This window comes from Pseudomonas ulcerans (assembly GCF_036324125.1).
Classification (GTDB): Bacteria; Pseudomonadota; Gammaproteobacteria; order Pseudomonadales; family Pseudomonadaceae; genus Aquipseudomonas; species Aquipseudomonas ulcerans.
The window spans coordinates 19,963-36,739 of record NZ_JAZDQN010000055.1; the positions used below are offsets into that span (position 1 = coordinate 19,963).

Below are 16,777 nucleotides of genomic sequence, written 5' to 3' on the forward strand. Positions count from 1 at the left end.
GGAAATATAACGGCCACCTTGCCAATGACACTTTGTGTCATTAATATAGAAAAGTGTCATAAGCGCTTTCTCCCTGCCCTTCAGGAAATCCCCCATGAACGTTCATTTCATCGTCCACGAATCCTTCGAAGCCCCCGGTGCCTATGAGACCTGGGTGCAGTCTCGGGGACATGCTGCCAGCTACACCCGGGTCTACCTGAACGAGGCGCTGCCGCTCGACGCCAACGACCTGGACCTGCTGGTGGTGCTCGGCGGTCCGCAGTCGCCGGCGACCACTGTCGACGAATGCGCGCACTTTGACAGCCGCGCCGAACAGCGCCTGATCGCCCAGGCGATCGACGCAGGACGGGCGGTGGTGGGGATCTGCCTGGGTTCGCAACTCATCGGCGAGGCCCTGGGGGCACAGTTCGAGCACAGCCCGGAGAAAGAAATCGGCAAGTTTCCCATCACCCTGACCGAAGAGGGTCGTGACAACGCCATGATCGCTCACTTCGGCGAGATCCTGGATGTTGCTCATTGGCATAACGACATGCCCGGCCTGACCCCGGACGCCAAGGTGCTGGCCTGCAGCGAAGGCTGTCCGCGGCAGATCGTCGAGTATGGGCCGCTGGTGTATGGCTTCCAGTGCCATATGGAGTTCACCACGGAGGTGGTGGAGTTGCTGATCGCGGCGTCGGCTGCCGAACTGGCAACGCTGACCGATCGGCGTTTCGTCCAGCAGCCCCAGGTGCTGCGCGGACATGATTACCAGGAGATGAACCAGAAGCTGTTCGGCTTCCTCGACCAACTGATGGCGGCGTACCGGGGCTGAAGACCGGTTTCATCGGAAAGAGACTCATTGCTGCATGGGTATCTACACATCTTCCGGTTTACCCGAACTACCCATGCGGCGCGGTCCAGGTAGGAGCTGCGTTAGCTGCGAAGGAGCGCGCCAACCATCGCTCGAGATATAGCCAGCGATTGCTGCGGTGAATTCACCACAGCAACCCTGGCCAGACCTCCCTTAGCAGCCCTGCGGCATCTCCCCACGTGCCAGCCGGGCATTGATGTCGTCGATCACCGCTGGCAGTTCGGCAATGGTGTCGATCAGGTAATGCGGCCGCGAGCCTTCGAACATCCGCCCGATCCGCGCCCGCTCGGCTTCGAGCTGCTGCGCCGGCAGGTTCCTGTACTGCTCATGAGTCAGCCCCAGCGCATTTCCCGAGCAGGTCAGGGCCACCGTCCACATCCCGGCACTGCGCCCTTCGAGAATCCCCGGCCAGGTGTCGTCGACCTTGACGCAGGCCGCCACGTCGTCGATGCCCAGGGCGATCACGTTGGCCAGGGACTGCGCCGGGTAAGGCCGGCCGTTGGGCACCTCGTCGGTGGCCACCACATGATCCGGCAGATAACCGTTGGCGGCCGCCAGCTCCACCACCCTGGCCATGACCACCTTGGGGTAACCGGAGCAGGTACCGATCTTCAGGCCCTTGCCGCGCAGCTCGGCGATCGCCTCCAGCGCCCCCGGGATCAGCGCCGAATGCAGGCCGATCTTGTCGATCTGCAACGGCATGAAGCGCTCGTAGATCGCGGTGACGTCTTCATCCGTAGGGGTGCGGCCGAAACGCGCACGATAACGCTCGGCAATCGCCGGCTGGTCGCACAGGGTGCGGATATGGTCCCACTTGCCCATGCCCATCGGGCCGCGGGCTTCTTCCAGGGAGACTTCGACGCCGAACTCGCCGAAGGCCTCGACGAAGATCTGCGTCGGGGCAAAGGAGCCGAAATCGACCACGGTGCCGGCCCAGTCGAGGATGGCGGCTTGCAGGCGTTGCGGTTGCTGGTAGTTCATGGTGGTTCTCCAGTGGCAGGTCAGGAAAGGTTCAGGCCGGCGCGTCGAACAACTCGGCGATCATCGCGCGGTTGCGCCGCAGCGCCAGGCAACACAGGTGGTAATCGATGTGGAACGGGTGGTCGACGAAGGTGATCGGCCGGGTGCCCGGGGTCTGCGCATATTCCACGGCGGAAACGAAGCCGATGCCGATGCCCCGGGCGATGGCATGGACGATGGCCTCGCGGCTGTTCAGCTGCATGGCGCAGTCCAGCTCGATGCCGGCGCGCTGGCAGCTTTCCTCCACCAGTTGCCGGGTCCGCGAGGACGGCTCGCGGAGGACCAGGCGCTCGCCGCGCAGTTGCTCGACATGCACCTTCTGCTGGCTGGCCCAGGGGTGGTCGTCGCGGACCACGGCGATGATCGGGTAGCGCCGGTACAGCCGGGTATGCAGGCGCTGGTCGAACTCGGACAAGGCCAGGATCGCCAGGTCGATGTCGAAGTTGTACAGGCGCTCCAGGGTCTCGTGCTCCGGGGAGAACGAGGTTTCCAGCTTGATGTCCGGGTACTGCTGCATCAGCTCGTAGGTCAGATTCATGGCGATCGGTGGCGACACCGCGCCGATGCGCAGCAGGCCCGCCTTGCGCTGGCGGAAACTGTGCAGCAGCTGGATGGCCTCTTCCTCCTGGCCGAACAGGCCCTGGGTGATGCCGTACAACTGTCGCCCCGCCGCACTCATTTCGATGAAGCGGCCCCGCCGGTGGAACAGCTCCACGGCGAACATCTGTTCCAGCGCCGCAACCTGCTCGCTGACCGTGGGCTGGCCGACACTGAGGTAGTCGGCGGCCAGGGTGAAGCTGCCGGTGCGCGCCACGGCATGAAACGAGCGCAGCCACTTGTGGTACTGGAACATGGGTTGGCCTTGTCGGGTTCAACGTTTGACGAACAGCGCCACCACCGCACTGCACAGGCAGGCACTGGCGACCACGATGAAGATCAGCGAAGTGTTGCCGGTGCTGTCCAGCAGGCTGCCGATCATGGGTTCGCAGAGTCCTGCGAACAGGTACGAAGAGAAATTCATCACGCCGGTGGCGGTGCCGGCACGGCGCGCGCCGACCAGGTCCGGGCACAGCGCCCAGAAGCTCGACGCCGGGCCGTAGACGAAGAAGCCGCAGAGGAACAGCGCGGCCAGGCCGACCATGCTGTGGGCCGGCAGGCTCCACATCCACAGGCTGGTGGCGGCCCCCAGGACCATGTACAGCATGATCGCCAGGTAGCGCTTGGAGCCGAACAGCTTGTCGGAGATCCAGCCATTGCTCAGTGCACCCACCGCCATGCCCACCGGCAGCGCCACGGTGATCCACTTGGGATCGATGAAGCCGTCGCCGTGCTTCCAGTCGGCACCGAGGAAATGCACCGGGACCCAGACGATCAGGCCGTAGCGCGCGGCGTTCTGAAAGCCCAGGGACACGGCGGCGATCAGCAGGCGCGCGTTCTTCAGGACCGCCTTGTAGCGTTGCCCGGCGCTTTCACCTTCGCCGGCCGCCTCGCGGTCCTTGTCATCGGCATTGGCCACGCCGGTGTCGGCCAGCGGCGCGAAACCGAGGTCTTGCGGACGGTCGCGGGCAATCAGGAAGAACAGGATGCCGCCGGCCAGCATCAGCAGCACCGGCAGACGGAAGATCCAGCGCCATTCCAGTTGCAGCACCTCGATCACCAGGATCGAGGTGACGTAGGACAGGATCGACGCACAGCCGGCCGCGAAGGTGTAGAAGCCGTAGACCTTGCCGCGCTCGGACACGCCCCACCAGTTCGACAGCAGGCGACTGCCCGGGGCCCAGCCCAGCGCCTGCAGATAGCCGTTCAAGCCCCAGGGCAGGATCAGGCTGACGAAGCCGCTGGCGAAGCTGGTCAGCCAGTTGGCCGCGCAGGACAACACCGCGCCGAGGCTCATGATGCGCCGGCCGCCGTAGCTGTCGGCGAGGTTGCCGTTGATCGCCTGGCCGATGGCATAGGCCCAGAGCATGGCGGCGGAGATCCAGCCGAGGGTTTCCTTGCTCAGGCCGAACTCGGCCTGGATCCCGGGGATGGCGAAACCGAAGGTCTGCCGACCGGTGTAGAAGAACAGGTAGCAGAACATCGCGGCCAGGAGCATGCGCCACTGGGCCAGGCGAAAGGACGAATGGGCGGGCACGGCGAGACCAGACAGGGATTGCGCACGGTTCATGATGCTTTTTCCTTCTTGTTATGCGCCCGCGGCGTCGCCGCCGCAAGCAGGCATTCTCGTGGGTGCGACAGGAACAGCAGAAAAGGCGGCTCAGGCGGCCTGCGAACCGATGAAGTTCTTGCCCCGGGCGCCCTGCAGGGCGTGGCGGATCATCGCCCCGGCCTCCTCCTCGGTCACCCCGTAGTCACTGAACTCGGTCTTGACCCCGAGGCTGTGCAGGAAATGCCGCAGGCGCGCCTGGGCCTGGTGGAGATCGGCGCCGAACACCCGTTGCAGGGTCTGGTCCCGCACCGCATCGCGGCCCCAGGCCAGGCCCAGGACATGGGGCAAGGTGAAGGAACAGGCGATGCCATGGGGCAGGCCATGGCGCAGGGTCATCTCGTAGGAGATGGAATGGGCCAGCGCGGTCTTGGTGTTGGAAAAGGCCATCCCTGCCTTCAGCGCAGCCAGGGCCATGCGCGCGCGCAGATCAGGGTTCTCCAGGTCGCCACGCAGGCGCGGCAGGCAGTCGAGGATGTCCTCGATGGCGGAGATGGCAAAGGTGTCGGAAAGCGGGTTGGCGTTGACGTTCCAGATCGCTTCCAGGGCATGGGACAGCGCATCGAGGCCGGTGGACACGGTGACTCCGGCCGGAACGGTAAGCATCAGTTCCGGGTCGATCAGCGCTGCTTTCGGCCAGGTGCAGTCCAGGTGCAGGGAATATTTCTTCTGCGCGCCAGCGTCCCAGAGGGTGGCCCAGGGAGTGACTTCGCTGCCGGTGCCGGCGGTGGTCGGCGCGGCGATCAGGGTCTTGCAGCGCGGCGGCGTGAACGGTTTGCCGGCGGCGAGCAGGCCGAGCAGTTCGTCGAAACGCCCGGAGGCAGTGCCGACCATCAGCGCCTTGGCCGTGTCGATGGCGCTGCCGCCGCCCACCGCCAGCACGGTTTCGCAGGCGCCGGCTTCGCGCCAGAACGTCTCGTAGGTGGCGCGCAGATGGGCCACGTCCGGGTTGGGCTGGACGTCCTCGACGATATGCACCAGGCGCTCGCCCAGCAGTGCTTCGATACGTGCCAGCAGGCCCAGGGCACGGGCCTCGGGGAAGATCACCAGGGCCACGGTCTGGCCTTCGGTGAGCTCGACGATGCGATTCAGGCTACCGGCACCGAAATGGCTGGCGACCGGGTTGTGGAAATAGGCAGGCATGGCAGCTCCGTTCTTGTTGTGGGTACACGAGCGCATCTTCGGTGCGCAGCGGGACCGACTCCAATCGATTGATCCCAGGTGGGGATCGGCCAGACCGATAACAGCGGGAACAGGATTCGACACGGGAACTCCGGAAAGCGGGCAAAAGGCTCCCGCGCGACCATGGCGAAGCATGGTCCGCTGGCGGGATGACAAGCGGGAAAGTCGCGACTCAGTGCCGGCCGTTGTTTTGGATCGCCCGGCGCAGGCGACTGGACAGCAGGTCGGCGGCAATCACCATGAGGGTGATGACGATGATGCAGGTGGCGGTTTCCTGGTACTTGAACAGCTTCAGGCTGCTGACCAGTTCGAAGCCCAGGCCTCCGGCGCCGACCATGCCGAGCACCGTGGCCGAGCGCAGGTTGACCTCGAAGCGGTACAGGACCACGGCGATCCAGGCGGTGACCACCTGCGGCAGCACGCCGAAGACGATCACCTGCAGCGGCCGCGCGCCGGTGGCACGCAAGGCTTCCAGCGGGCCCTGGTCGATCTCCTCGATGCTCTCGGCGAAGAACTTGCCGAGCATGCCCACGCCATGTACCGCCAGGGCCAGCACGCCGGGGAATGGACCAAGGCCGACGGCGGAAACGAAGACCAGGGCAAGGATCAGTTCGTTGATGCTGCGGATCACGTTCAGCCCCTGCCGGGTGCCCTGGTACAGCCAGCGGTTGCCATGCAGGTTGCGCGCGGCCAGGAAAGCCAGGGGGACGGCGCAGAGCACCGCCAGCAACGTGCCCCAGATGGCGATCTGCACGGTTTCCAGGGCCGGCGCCAGCAGGCGTGGCAGGATCGCCGGATCCGGCGGCAGCGAACGGCTGATGAAGTCGCCGATCTGCGGTAGCCCGGCGGCCAGTTCGCCCCAGCTCAGTTGGGCGCCCTTGGCGCTCCAGTGCAACAGGACCAGCAGCGCCAGCACCAGGCCGGCGCTCAGCGACCAGCCGCGCAGGCTGCCGGGGGTATCGACCATCCAGCGGTAATCTCGGGCAGCCATCTCAACCTCCCAGGCCATTGGCGTAATGCAGGGCGACCGGGGCGACGACGCCGCTGGCGGCGCCCTCCTCCGTCGCCGGATAGATGCGTTGCAGCGCGGCCTCGTCGAGGCCGCCGGCATCGCCGTCGTAGACCAGCCGGCCATGGGCCAGGCCGACGATGCGATCGCCGAACTCACGGGCGAAATCCACCTGGTGCAGGTTGCACACCACGGTGATGCCCAGGTCGCGGCTGGCATCGCGCAGGTACTGCATGACCAGGCGCGCGGTCTTCGGATCGAGACTGGCCACCGGCTCGTCGGCGAGGATCACCCGCGGTTGCTGGGCCAGGGCCCGGGCGATGCCGACCCGCTGCATCTGCCCGCCCGACAGCGAGTCGGTACGCGCCGTGGCCTTGTGCCCCAGTTCGACCCGGGCCAGGCATTGCCGGGCCAGCTCGACATCGGCACGGCGGAACAACTGCAGCAGCGAGGCCAGGGTCGAGACCGCGCCCAGGCGCCCGGTCAGCACGTTCTTCAGTACCGACAGGCGCGGCACCACGTTGTGGTGCTGGAAGATCATCGCCACCTGGCGACGCAGGGCACGTTCGTCGCGGGCCTGCATGGCATCGATGCCGGCCACCTGCAACTCGCCGCCATCGGCGCGGGCCAGGCGGTTCATGCAACGCAACAGGGTCGATTTGCCGGCACCCGACTGGCCGAGAACCACGACGAACTGGCCGGCCGCGATATCCAGGTCGACGCCGCGCAGCACCGGGTTGTCGCCGTACTGCTTGGTAAGTTGGCGGACGCGGATCATTTCATCTTGCTCAGGTCGAGATCGAGCACCCGGGCGGTGTCGCGGACCACGTCGTAGGCGGCATCGGTGGTGGGCTGGAAACCGTTGAGCATGCCCTGGTCACCCCAGGGCACGTCCTTCACGTTGGCCAGGGCGACGGCCAGCTTCTGCTTCAATGCCGGGTCCAGGTCCTTGCGCCAGACCATCGGCGACTCGGGGATGTCCGGCGAGGTCCAGACCACCCGCAGGTCCTCCTGCTTCACCGAACCCTGGGCCACGGCAGTGGCCAGGATGCGGTCGGCCACCGCAGCGGCGTCCACCTTGCGGTTGGCCACGGCCAGGATGCTGGCGTCATGGGAGCCGGAGAAGATCACCCGCGAGAACATCGAGTCCGGCTGGTAGCCGGCCTGCTCCAGGCCGGCCTTGGGGAACAGGTGGCCGGAAGCCGAGCTGGGGTCGACGAAGGCGAAGGTATGGCCCTTCAGGTCCGGCAAGCCTTTGATCGGGCTGTCGGCGCGGCTGACGATCAGGCTGTGGTAGGCACTCTTGCCGGTCTTGCGGGTCACCGCCACGGCGAAGGCTTCGGCACCGGCGACCTGGTTGGCCAGCACATAGGAGAACGGGCCGAGGTAGGCGACATCCAGTTTCTTCGAGCGCAGGGCCTCGATCACCCCGTTGTAGTCGGTGGCGACGAAGGGCTTGACCGGCATGCCCAGTTGCGCCTGCAACTGGTCGAGCACCTGCTTGCTGCTCTCGATCATCGACTGGGCGTCCTCGGACGGGATCAGGCCGATGCGCAGCGCCTCTTCGGCGCGGGCGGAAATACTGCCCAGCAGCGGCAGGGAAACGGTGACGACACACAACAGCTTGCGAAGGATCTTCATGGCATTTCCGGGTCATGGGTGGGAATGCCAGTCATCCTCGGCTTGCAATGTGACGGTCACACCATCGATTTACCCTTGGTTTTCTCGAAAAAGTATTCAAGGAATCTATGAATGGCCAACAGCAAGCTGCGCGCCTTTCTCGCCGTGGCCCGACATGGCAGCTTCAGCGCCGGGGCCCGTGCCCTGGGCCTGAGCCAGCCGACCGTGACCACCCAGGTACAGGCGCTGGAGCGCTCGCACAACCTCGAACTGTTTCACCGCCGCGGGCGCCGTGCGGAGCTGTCCAGCGTGGGCCGGCAACTGCTGCCCATCGCCCAGCAACTGCTGGCCCTGGAGGCCGAGGCGGAAGGCTTGCTGCGCGACTCCGGCAGCCTGGTTCGCGGCCAGTTGCGCCTCGGCGCGGTGGGGCCGTTCCACGTGATCGAAATGGTCGATGCCTACCAGCGCCAGTATCCGCAGATCGAACTATCGATCCGTGTCGGCAACTCGGCGTCGGTGCTGGCCGACCTGGAGAATTACGTGATCGACATCGGCGTGCTGGCCGGGCTGCATGAGGATCCGGCGTTCCATGCCACCCTGTATGCCCGCCACCCGGTGATCGTCTTCGCCCATCACCGGCACCCGCTGGCGCAGCGCGACAGCGTGCGCCTGGAAGAGCTCCAGGGCCAGCCGATGCTGCGCCGGGAACAGGGCTCGACCACCCGCCTGGCGTTCGAACGGGCCCTGGCCGAACGCGAGGTCACGCCGCGCATGCTGATGGAGATCGGCAGCCGCGAGGCTCTGCGCGAGGCGGTGGTGCGCGGCATCGGGCTGGGGGTGGTGTCGGCCGCGGAGTTCATTCCCGGACCGCAGCTCAAGGCCATTCGCATCGAAGGCGATCCGGTGTTTACCGAGACCTACCTGTATTGCCTGGCGGAGCGGCGAAGCAGCCAGGTGGTGGAGACCTTTCTCACCTGTGCCGACCAGGCCCGGCGCAGACGATAAGAGACTGACAACAGCAATTGCGGCTAGGCTCCCTCTCTCGAAATCCTCGAACCTGTGCCCATCGCAAGCCACGCCATCCGGAACCGCAGATGCCCAGCCCCTACGCCGCCCGTTTCACCGCCGTCCTCGCCTATATCGACGAACATCTCGAAGGCGACCTGTCGGTGAAGACCCTGAGCCAGGTGGCGAACTTCTCGGCCTACCATTTCCACCGCCAGTTCAGTGCCTTCGTCGGCGTGCCGGTTGCCCGCTACGTGCAACTGATGCGCCTGCGCCGGGCGGCGCGGCGGCTGGCCGGGCAGGCGGAGTATTCGGTGCTGGAGGCGGCGCTGGATGCCGGTTTCGAAAGTCCGGAGGCCTTCAGCCGGGCCTTTCGCCGGGACTTCGGCACCAGCCCCAGCGCCTTCCGCCAGCAGCCGGAATGGCAGGTGTGGAATGCGGTATTCGCCATCCCCCACTTTTCGAGGAGCATCAGCATGCAAGTGAAGATCGTCGAGTTCGCCGAAGTCCGCGTCGCCGCCCTGGAACACCTGGGCCCGGCCGGCCTGGTCCAGGAAAGCGTGCGCCGCTTCATCGACTGGCGCCTGCACAGCGGCCAGTCGCCGGTGGCCAGCAGCCGCACCTTCGGCATCCCGTTCAACAACCCGGATACCACGCCGCCAGAGGAATTCCGCTTCGCCGTCTGCGGCGAGATAGAAGAAGACGTGAAGCCCAACGATGCCGGCATCGGTGAACTGCGCATCGCCGGCGGGCGCTACGCGGTGGTGCGCCACCACGGCTCGCCCGACCACATCGGCGAAACCATCTATCCGATCTACCGCGACTGGCTGCCGGCCAGCGGCGAGGAACTGCGCGACCAGCCGCTGTTCTTCCACTACCTCAGCGTGTTCCCGCAGACCCCGCTGGAGCAGTGGCAGACGGATATCTACGTGCCCTTGCAGTAGTGTCACCTGCTTGCCACGCAGCGCGCATAGCATCGGTCTCACTCACATTCGACGAGGCCCACCATGGTGATGACCGATGCTCCCCTGATCCAGCGCATCTACGACGAGCTGGTCGACCACAGCGACGAAGAGCTCGAACTGGAGCTGGCCGACGACCTCGCCAACCTCGACGAGCTGTTCGACCAGCACACCCCGGACAGCCCGGAAAAGGATGCCCGCCGCCGCTATTTCCGTGAGCTGTTCCGGCTCCAGGGCGAACTGGTGAAACTGCAGAGCTGGGTGGTCAAGAGCGGCCAGAAGATCGTGATCATCTTCGAAGGCCGCGATGCCGCCGGCAAGGGCGGGGTCATCAAGCGCATCACCCAGCGCCTCAACCCGCGGGTGTGCCGGGTCGCCGCGCTGCCGGCGCCCAACGACCGCGAACAGACCCAGTGGTATTTCCAGCGCTACGTGCCGCACCTGCCGGCAGCGGGCGAGATCGTCCTGTTCGACCGCAGCTGGTACAACCGCGCCGGGGTCGAGCGGGTCATGGGCTTCTGCAACGACGAGCAGTACGAGGAGTTCTTCCGCAGCGTGCCGGAATTCGAGCGCATGCTGGTGCGTTCCGGGATCAAGGTGATCAAGTACTGGTTCTCGATTTCCGACCAGGAACAGAACCTGCGCTTCCTCAGCCGCATCCACGATCCGCTCAAGCAATGGAAGCTCAGCCCCATGGACCTGGAGTCCCGGCGACGCTGGGAGGCCTACACCAAGGCCAAGGAAATCATGCTGGAGCGCACCCATATCGAGGAAGCGCGCTGGTGGGTGGTGCAGGCCGACGACAAGAAGAAGGCCCGCCTCAACTGCATCAGCCACCTGCTTGGCCAGGTGCCCTACGAGGAAGTGGAAGCACCCAGCGTCTCCCTGCCGCAACGGGAACGCCAGGCCGACTACAGCCGCACGCCGACGCCGGACGCGCTGGTGGTGCCGGAGATCTACTGAGGGCGAAATGCGACATAACTTGTAACATCTGCTTCCGATAATCACCGGTGCCCACACTCACCGGTACCGGAACATGGACTCAAGCACCCTCGCCTCACCTGCTTCGATCGCCGAGGGCCATCGCCCTCGGCTCAACCACAAGCCCGGGGTGCTCGCCTCGGCCATCTTCGTCATCCTGCTCCTCGCCGGCATCGGCTTCTCGACCTGGAGCCTGGTCCGGGACGTCGGCGACATGAACGCCGTGATCACCACCTGGACGCCCTTCCTGCTGCTCGGCATCGCCCTGCTGATCGCCCTCGGCTTCGAATTCGTCAACGGTTTCCACGACACCGCCAATGCCGTGGCCACGGTGATCTACACCAACTCCCTGCCGGCCCACTTCGCGGTGGTCTGGTCGGGTTTCTTCAACTTCCTCGGCGTGCTGCTGTCCAGCGGCGCGGTGGCCTTCGGCATCATCGCCCTGCTGCCGGTGGAACTGATCCTGCAGGTCGGTTCCTCGGCCGGCTTCGCGATGATCTTCGCCCTGCTCATCGCCGCCATCATCTGGAACCTCGGCACCTGGTGGCTGGGCCTGCCCGCTTCGTCCTCGCACACCCTGATCGGCTCGATCATCGGCGTCGGCGTGGCCAATGCCCTGATGCACGGCCGTGACGGTACGTCCGGGGTGGACTGGGCCCAGGCGACCAAGGTCGGCTACTCGCTGCTGCTGTCGCCGCTGGTGGGCTTCGTCTGCGCCGCCCTGCTCCTGCTGGCCCTGCGCCTGTTGGTGAAGAACCGCGAGCTGTACAAGGCGCCGAAAGGCGACACGCCGCCGCCGTGGTGGATCCGTGGCCTGCTGATCCTGACCTGCACCGGGGTGTCCTTCGCCCATGGTTCCAACGACGGGCAGAAAGGCATGGGCCTGATCATGCTGATCCTGATCGGCACCCTGCCGATGGCCTACGCCCTCAACCGCACCATGCCGGAAGGCCAGGCCACCCAGTTCGCCGCCGTCGCCGAGGTGACCCAGCAGGCCCTGCAACGCAGCGCCCCGCTGGCCGCCCCGGCCGAGCCGCGCCCGGTGCTGGAGACCTACGTGCGAACCAAGCAGGCGACCCCGGAGCTGGTGCCGTCGCTGGCCGTGCTGTCCGGGCAGATCGGCGCCCAGGTCAAGGGCTACGGTTCGCTGGCGAAGGTGCCGGCGGAGGCCATGGCCAACGTGCGCAACGACATGTACCTGGCCTCGGAAGCGATCCGCCTGATGGACAAGGACAAGGTCGGCAACTTCGATGCCGACACCACGGCCAAGGTCCAGGCGTTCAAGAAGCAGATCGACGACGCCACCCGCTTCATTCCGCTATGGGTCAAGGTGGCCGTGGCCATCGCGCTGGGCCTGGGCACCATGGTCGGCTGGAAGCGCATCGTCATCACCGTCGGCGAGCGCATCGGCAAGACCCACCTGACCTACGCCCAGGGCGCGTCGGCCGAGACCGTGGCGATGCTGACCATCGGTGCGGCGGATATGTATGGCTTGCCGGTCTCGACCACCCAGGTGCTGTCGTCCGGCGTCGCCGGGACCATGACCGCCAACGGCACCGGCCTGCAATGGGCCACGGTGCGCAACCTGCTGATGGCCTGGGTGCTGACCCTGCCGGCGGCGATCCTGTTGTCGGGTTGCCTGTACTGGGTGCTGAGCAAGATGTTCTGAGTGGCTGGTCTGGTCGGAGGATAGGCGGCCGGCGCGGACACTGTGGGAGCGGGGTCACCCGCGCTTACGGTTGGGGGCAGGCCGCCACCCAACCGGGGGGCGCCCCCCCCCCCCAGAAACCCCCGTGCGTGCACGGGGCCCCTGGGGGGGGGGGGTCCCCCCGTTTTTGGTGTGGTTGCAACCCCCGTCCAATGGGGGTTTAAACCCGCTCCCACAGTTCATCCGCGCTTCGTCAAAGGGTCATGTGTTGTTCTAGGAGCGTCGGCTCAATAATCCCCACGCTTGCGAAACGCCCAGCGCCCCGCCAGCGCCGTGAAGGTCGCCACCAGCACCACCAGCACCCAGAAGCCGTGCGGGTCATCCGAGAGCGGCACCCCACCAACGTTCATCCCGAAGAAGCCGGCAATGATGTTGATCGGCAGCGCCAGCACCGTGACCACGGTCAGGGTGAACAGGGTGCGGTTGTTCTCCTCGGTGAGCTTGGCGGCGATCTCTTCCTGCAACAGCTTGATCCGCTCCACCAGCGCCGTGAGGTCGTTGATGATCACCGAGAATTCCTCGGTGGCCGCGCGCAGCTGGCGGATATCCTGCTCCTGCAGCCACTCCGGAGGCCGGTTGAGCAGTCGCAGCAACGACCCCGGTTCCAGCGCCAGCAGGCGCTGCAGGCGCACAAGCACCCGGCGCATGGCGCTGAGGTCGGCACGGTTGACAGAAAGCCGCTGGGACAGCAACTGGTCCTCGATACGGTCCACATTGAGAGTGGTCTCACGGACGATCTGGGTCAGCAGGTCGCCTTGGTCGCCCAGCAGGTGCACCAGCAGTTCGATGGTCGAGGCGAAACGCTCGCCGCGTTTCACCGAGGAGCGCAGGCGATCCACCGAATGCAGCGGCTGCAGGCGCGCACTGACCAGCAGCCGACGGCGCACGCAGGCCCACAGGGTGGAGACGTCGGACGAGACCAGGCCGAAATTGAACACCACGTCGTTGACCACCGCGAGCAAGGCGTCGTCGGCGTGTTCGATGCGGGTCGAGCGCGAGCCTTCGCGCAGGGTTTCGAAGAAGGTTTCCGGCAGGTCCAGGCTGCCCTTCATCCAGCGCTCGCAGGCGGCGTGGGCGAGGTTCATGTGCAGCCAGAGGAATTCCTCGGGATCGCGGGGATCGAGCAAGCGCTCCAGCGCTTCGCCGGAGCCAATCTCGCGCCCCGGCTGGCCGGGGCGGAAGACGAAGCCGTAGAGCAGGCCGTTGAGATCCGCGTCCTGGTGATGGCCCTGGGTAGTGATCATGCGGGCTCTCGAACGGGGGAAAGATCAGTGACGGGCGGCGCCGCTGTCCATCAGGCTATGCAGCAGGCCGAAGCGCAGGCCGGGCTCGGACGGGGTCATGTCCTCGATGCCGAACACCTTGAACGCCGCCAGCATGATCGCCAGGCCGCCGGGGAGCATGCCCTGGCGGTGCTCCTGCAGGCCGCCGAGCTTGAGGCGCTTGACCTGGCCGGCTTCCAGCAAGGCCAGGGACAGGCGCAGCAGGCCGGCATAGGTGATGCCGTCGCGCCCGCCTTCGTTCAGGCCGTTGGCCTTGAGTACGCGGGAGAGCATGCGCGCGGTGCCGGACGAGCCGATTGCCGCGTGCCAGCCGTGTTCGCGGATGTAGCCGTCGACCTGGGAGAACGCCAGGGTGGCGTGCTGTTCCGCCTGTTGCAGGGCGCGGCTGTCGACGCGGCCGCCGGGGAAATAGCGCTTGCCGAAGGTGCCGCTGCCGATGGTCAGGCTTTCCGTGAAGATGGGTTGCTTGCCGCGGCCGACGATCAGCTCGGTGGAGCCGCCGCCGATGTCCACCACCAGGCGCGTGGTCTTGTCGCAGGGCATGGTGTGGGCGATGCCGGAGAACACCAGTTCGGCTTCTTCCTGGCCGGAAATCACGCTGATGGGAAAGCCCAGGCGCGCCTCGGCGCCTTCGAGGAACACCGCCGCGTTGCGTGCCTGGCGCACCGCGCTGGTGGCGACGGCGCGCACCTGGCCTTGCTCGAAGCCGCTGAGGTGCCTGGCGAAACGCTCCAGGGCCTGCCAGCCGCGCTCCAGGGCCAGCTTGTCGAGGGCGTCGCCCCGCAGGCCTTCGGCCAGGCGCACGGGCTCGCGCAGGCTCTTCACCTTGCGGATCACCGGGCTGCGGTTGCCCGGGACGGGCTGGCCGATGGTCATGCGAAATGCGTTGGAGCCGAGATCGACCGCTGCAAACAGGGGAGCACTGCCTTTCATGGGAGATTCCTGGAGGCCCGGGGGACCAATGGCGGGATGTTACCGCTCATTTCATGACACTTCGGTGACGGCGCCAGGCCGCTCCTTCAGCTTTTCTGCCGATGGCCGATGAACCGGTTAATCCCCCTCGCCTTGTGCCGTGCCACTGAGGATTCACCATGCAGCTGACTCTAAAAACAAAACTGCTGTTGCTCGCCGTACTCCCCGTGCTCCTCTTCGCCCTGGTCATCAGCGGCGCCGCCGACCGCATCCTGCGCAGTCTCGCCGACAACGAGATCAGCGAAACCCGCCAGCGCCTGCTCGATGAAAGCCGGCAGAACCTGGAAAACTCCATGCAGATCGCCATCGGCGCGGTCAAGGGCCTGTACGACGCCGCCGCCAACGGCGACCAGGACAGCCGCGACCAGGCCATCGCCCTGCTGTCGAAGATCAAGTACGGCAAGGACGGCTACTTCTTCGCCCACGACTCCAGCGTGGTGCGCCTGTTCCGCGGCGACAGCCCGGTGGACGTGGGCAAGAACCTCAGCGATCGCAAGGACGTCAACGGCGTCTATATCAACCGCGAACTGGTGCGGGTGGCCAAGGACGGCAGCCACTACGTCAACTACAGCTCGCCGCTGCCCGGCAATGAAAGCGTGCAGGTGCCGAAGCTGGCCTACAGCTTCTACCTGCCCAAGTGGGACATGGCCGTCGGCACCGCGGTGAACCTGGACAACATCGAACTGCGCATCAGCGAGCTGCGCGGCGAGATCGACCAGCGCATCGACTCGATCCTCACCAGCATCGTCGCCATCGCCGCCGTGCTGCTGGTGATCCTCGGCATCGCCGGGCTGATGCTCAGCAACACCCTGCTCAAGCCGCTCAAGGCGATGAAGGACAACCTCGACGCCATCGCCGCCGGTGACGGTGACCTCACCCACCGCCTGCGCGCCGGCAACGACGAACTGGGCCAGCTGGCGGCGTCGTTCAACCGCTTCGTCGAGAAGATCCAGGGCCTGGTACGCCAGGTGGTGCAGGTCAGCGGCGAGCTGTCGACCCTGGTCGAAGCCGTGGAAAGCCAGAGCCGTCGCTCCGAACAAGCGATGGAAGCACAGCGCCACGAAACCACCCAGGTGGCCACGGCTATCAACCAGATGTCCGCCGCCGCGCTGGAAGTGGCGCACAGCGCGCAGAACGCCGCCCAGGCCGCCCAGGAAACCGACAGCCAGGGCCAGCAGGCGCGCCAGGTGGTGGACGGCAGTATCCAGCGCATCCACGCGCTGGTGGAGAACATCCGCGGCAGCGGCACCTCGCTGGACAGCCTGCAACAGGACGTGCAGTCCATCGTCGGTGTGCTCGGGGTGATCCGCTCGATCGCCGAGCAGACCAACCTCCTGGCGCTCAACGCCGCCATCGAAGCGGCGCGGGCCGGCGAGGCCGGGCGCGGCTTCGCGGTGGTCGCCGACGAGGTGCGCAGCCTGGCCAGCCGGACCCAGCAGAGCACCCAGGAAATCCAGGGCATGATCGACCGTCTCACCGCTGGCACGCATTCGGCGGTGGAGTCCATGCGCCATTCCTGCGAGACCGGCGACAGCACCCGTGACCAGGCCAGCGAGGCCGGCACCTCGCTGGACGCCATGGCGGCGCTGATCGGCACCATCAGCTCGATGAACGCGCAGATCGCCAGTGCCGCCGAGGAACAGACGGCGGTGGCCGAGGAAATCAATCGCAGCGTGCACCAGATCGCCCAGTCGGTGGACAGCGTTGCCGAGCAGACGCGCCAAGGTACGCAGACGGCCAGGAGTCTTTCGGCGCTGGAAGGGCAGTTGCGGGCGCTGGTGAAGCAGTTCCGCATCTAACAGGCCTCTTCAAGAACGGCGCGGACCCGCTCTCATAGAACACCACGTAACTCGTTGACTTTGCGGGCACTTGTGGGAGCGGGTTTACCCGCGATTGCGTCGGTGATGCCACCCTGGGTATAGCGGGGGAAGCCGGGGGCCCCGGGGGCGGGGAGGGGGCCGCCTGTCGGGGGCCGCTGG

15 protein-coding genes and 1 pseudogene are annotated in these 16,777 nt (G+C 66.2%); 7 read left to right on the forward strand and 9 right to left on the reverse strand.

Going from position 1 to position 16,777, the window contains the following annotated elements; genetic code table 11:
- Window positions 1-94 precede the first annotated feature (94 nt).
- A complete protein-coding gene (locus V0R59_RS28740) occupies window positions 95-811 on the forward strand; it encodes a type 1 glutamine amidotransferase (RefSeq protein WP_330077893.1) in 717 nt (238 codons plus the stop codon).
- 192 nt (window positions 812-1,003) lie between these two features.
- On the opposite strand, the gene phnX is transcribed toward V0R59_RS28740, so the two are convergent.
- From phnX to phnD, 7 genes are all read right to left on the reverse strand, one after another.
- Window positions 1,004-1,831 (reverse strand): phosphonoacetaldehyde hydrolase, encoded by an 828-nt coding sequence (phnX, locus tag V0R59_RS28745; RefSeq protein WP_330077894.1) that lies wholly within the window; start codon window positions 1,829-1,831, stop codon window positions 1,004-1,006.
- Between the two features lie 31 nt (window positions 1,832-1,862).
- A complete protein-coding gene (locus tag V0R59_RS28750; RefSeq protein WP_330077895.1) occupies window positions 1,863-2,723 on the reverse strand; it encodes a LysR substrate-binding domain-containing protein in 861 nt (286 codons plus the stop codon).
- Between the two features lie 18 nt (window positions 2,724-2,741).
- A complete protein-coding gene (locus V0R59_RS28755; protein ID WP_330077896.1) occupies window positions 2,742-4,037 on the reverse strand; it encodes an MFS transporter in 1,296 nt (431 codons plus the stop codon).
- Window positions 4,038-4,127: 90 nt separating this feature from the next.
- Window positions 4,128-5,219 carry an iron-containing alcohol dehydrogenase PsrA gene (gene psrA / locus V0R59_RS28760; protein ID WP_330077897.1) on the reverse strand — a complete coding sequence of 364 codons (1,092 nt, stop codon included), beginning with the start codon at window positions 5,217-5,219 and terminating at the stop codon, window positions 4,128-4,130.
- Between the two features lie 211 nt (window positions 5,220-5,430).
- Window positions 5,431-6,249: a phosphonate ABC transporter, permease protein PhnE gene (phnE, locus tag V0R59_RS28765; protein ID WP_330077898.1), complete on the reverse strand. Its 819-nt coding sequence runs from the start codon at window positions 6,247-6,249 to the stop codon at window positions 5,431-5,433.
- A gap of 1 nt (window position 6,250) precedes the next feature.
- Window positions 6,251-7,045 (reverse strand): phosphonate ABC transporter ATP-binding protein, encoded by a 795-nt coding sequence (phnC, locus tag V0R59_RS28770; protein WP_330077899.1) that lies wholly within the window; start codon window positions 7,043-7,045, stop codon window positions 6,251-6,253.
- Window positions 7,042-7,908, reverse strand: coding sequence for a phosphonate ABC transporter substrate-binding protein (gene phnD / locus V0R59_RS28775; RefSeq protein ID WP_330077900.1), 867 nt, complete (start codon window positions 7,906-7,908; stop codon window positions 7,042-7,044). Before phnD ends, phnC begins: the two co-directional genes overlap by 4 nt.
- Before the next feature lie 111 nt (window positions 7,909-8,019).
- On the opposite strand from phnD, the gene V0R59_RS28780 reads away from it, so the two are divergent.
- From V0R59_RS28780 to V0R59_RS28795, 4 genes are all read left to right on the forward strand, one after another.
- Window positions 8,020-8,892, forward strand: a complete 873-nt coding sequence (locus V0R59_RS28780; RefSeq protein WP_330077901.1) for a LysR substrate-binding domain-containing protein — start codon at window positions 8,020-8,022, stop codon at window positions 8,890-8,892.
- An 89-nt stretch (window positions 8,893-8,981) separates the two neighbouring features.
- The gene (locus V0R59_RS28785) at window positions 8,982-9,836 is read left to right on the forward strand and encodes an AraC family transcriptional regulator (RefSeq protein ID WP_330077902.1); all 855 of its coding nucleotides are present in this window, start codon (window positions 8,982-8,984) and stop codon (window positions 9,834-9,836) included.
- Between the two features lie 69 nt (window positions 9,837-9,905).
- A complete protein-coding gene (gene ppk2, locus V0R59_RS28790) occupies window positions 9,906-10,817 on the forward strand; it encodes a polyphosphate kinase 2 (RefSeq protein WP_330077909.1) in 912 nt (303 codons plus the stop codon).
- A gap of 73 nt (window positions 10,818-10,890) precedes the next feature.
- Complete coding sequence (locus V0R59_RS28795) at window positions 10,891-12,504, forward strand: inorganic phosphate transporter (protein ID WP_330077903.1); 1,614 nt, start codon at window positions 10,891-10,893, stop codon at window positions 12,502-12,504.
- Window positions 12,505-12,770: 266 nt separating this feature from the next.
- On the opposite strand, the gene V0R59_RS28800 is transcribed toward V0R59_RS28795, so the two are convergent.
- Both V0R59_RS28800 and V0R59_RS28805 read right to left on the reverse strand, forming a co-directional pair.
- The gene (locus V0R59_RS28800; RefSeq protein ID WP_330077904.1) at window positions 12,771-13,787 is read right to left on the reverse strand and encodes a transporter; all 1,017 of its coding nucleotides are present in this window, start codon (window positions 13,785-13,787) and stop codon (window positions 12,771-12,773) included.
- 24 nt (window positions 13,788-13,811) lie between these two features.
- Window positions 13,812-14,759, reverse strand: a complete 948-nt coding sequence (locus tag V0R59_RS28805; RefSeq protein ID WP_330077905.1) for a Ppx/GppA family phosphatase — start codon at window positions 14,757-14,759, stop codon at window positions 13,812-13,814.
- A 158-nt stretch (window positions 14,760-14,917) separates the two neighbouring features.
- Here V0R59_RS28805 and V0R59_RS32085 point away from each other — a divergent pair.
- Window positions 14,918-15,739: pseudogene (locus V0R59_RS32085) on the forward strand (cache domain-containing protein); the annotation flags it as partial.
- A 102-nt stretch (window positions 15,740-15,841) separates the two neighbouring features.
- On the forward strand, window positions 15,842-16,597 hold the full coding sequence (locus V0R59_RS32090) for a methyl-accepting chemotaxis protein (protein WP_375547417.1): 756 nt from the start codon (window positions 15,842-15,844) through the stop codon (window positions 16,595-16,597).
- Window positions 16,598-16,777 lie beyond the last annotated feature (180 nt).

Coding starts and splice junctions, on each gene's coding strand:
- phnD (WP_330077900.1), bottom strand. CDS start 7,908: ATGAAGATCCTTCGCAAGCTGTTGTGTGTCGTCACCGTTTCCCTGCCG.
- V0R59_RS32090 (WP_375547417.1), top strand. CDS start 15,842: ATGGAAGCACAGCGCCACGAAACCACCCAGGTGGCCACGGCTATCAAC.
- ppk2 (WP_330077909.1), top strand. CDS start 9,906: ATGACCGATGCTCCCCTGATCCAGCGCATCTACGACGAGCTGGTCGAC.
- V0R59_RS28795 (WP_330077903.1), top strand. CDS start 10,891: ATGGACTCAAGCACCCTCGCCTCACCTGCTTCGATCGCCGAGGGCCAT.
- phnC (WP_330077899.1), bottom strand. CDS start 7,045: ATGATCCGCGTCCGCCAACTTACCAAGCAGTACGGCGACAACCCGGTG.
- phnE (WP_330077898.1), bottom strand. CDS start 6,249: ATGGCTGCCCGAGATTACCGCTGGATGGTCGATACCCCCGGCAGCCTG.
- V0R59_RS28740 (WP_330077893.1), top strand. CDS start 95: ATGAACGTTCATTTCATCGTCCACGAATCCTTCGAAGCCCCCGGTGCC.
- V0R59_RS28780 (WP_330077901.1), top strand. CDS start 8,020: ATGGCCAACAGCAAGCTGCGCGCCTTTCTCGCCGTGGCCCGACATGGC.
- V0R59_RS28800 (WP_330077904.1), bottom strand. CDS start 13,787: ATGATCACTACCCAGGGCCATCACCAGGACGCGGATCTCAACGGCCTG.
- V0R59_RS28750 (WP_330077895.1), bottom strand. CDS start 2,723: ATGTTCCAGTACCACAAGTGGCTGCGCTCGTTTCATGCCGTGGCGCGC.
- V0R59_RS28805 (WP_330077905.1), bottom strand. CDS start 14,759: ATGAAAGGCAGTGCTCCCCTGTTTGCAGCGGTCGATCTCGGCTCCAAC.
- phnX (WP_330077894.1), bottom strand. CDS start 1,831: ATGAACTACCAGCAACCGCAACGCCTGCAAGCCGCCATCCTCGACTGG.
- psrA (WP_330077897.1), bottom strand. CDS start 5,219: ATGCCTGCCTATTTCCACAACCCGGTCGCCAGCCATTTCGGTGCCGGT.
- V0R59_RS28755 (WP_330077896.1), bottom strand. CDS start 4,037: ATGAACCGTGCGCAATCCCTGTCTGGTCTCGCCGTGCCCGCCCATTCG.
- V0R59_RS28785 (WP_330077902.1), top strand. CDS start 8,982: ATGCCCAGCCCCTACGCCGCCCGTTTCACCGCCGTCCTCGCCTATATC.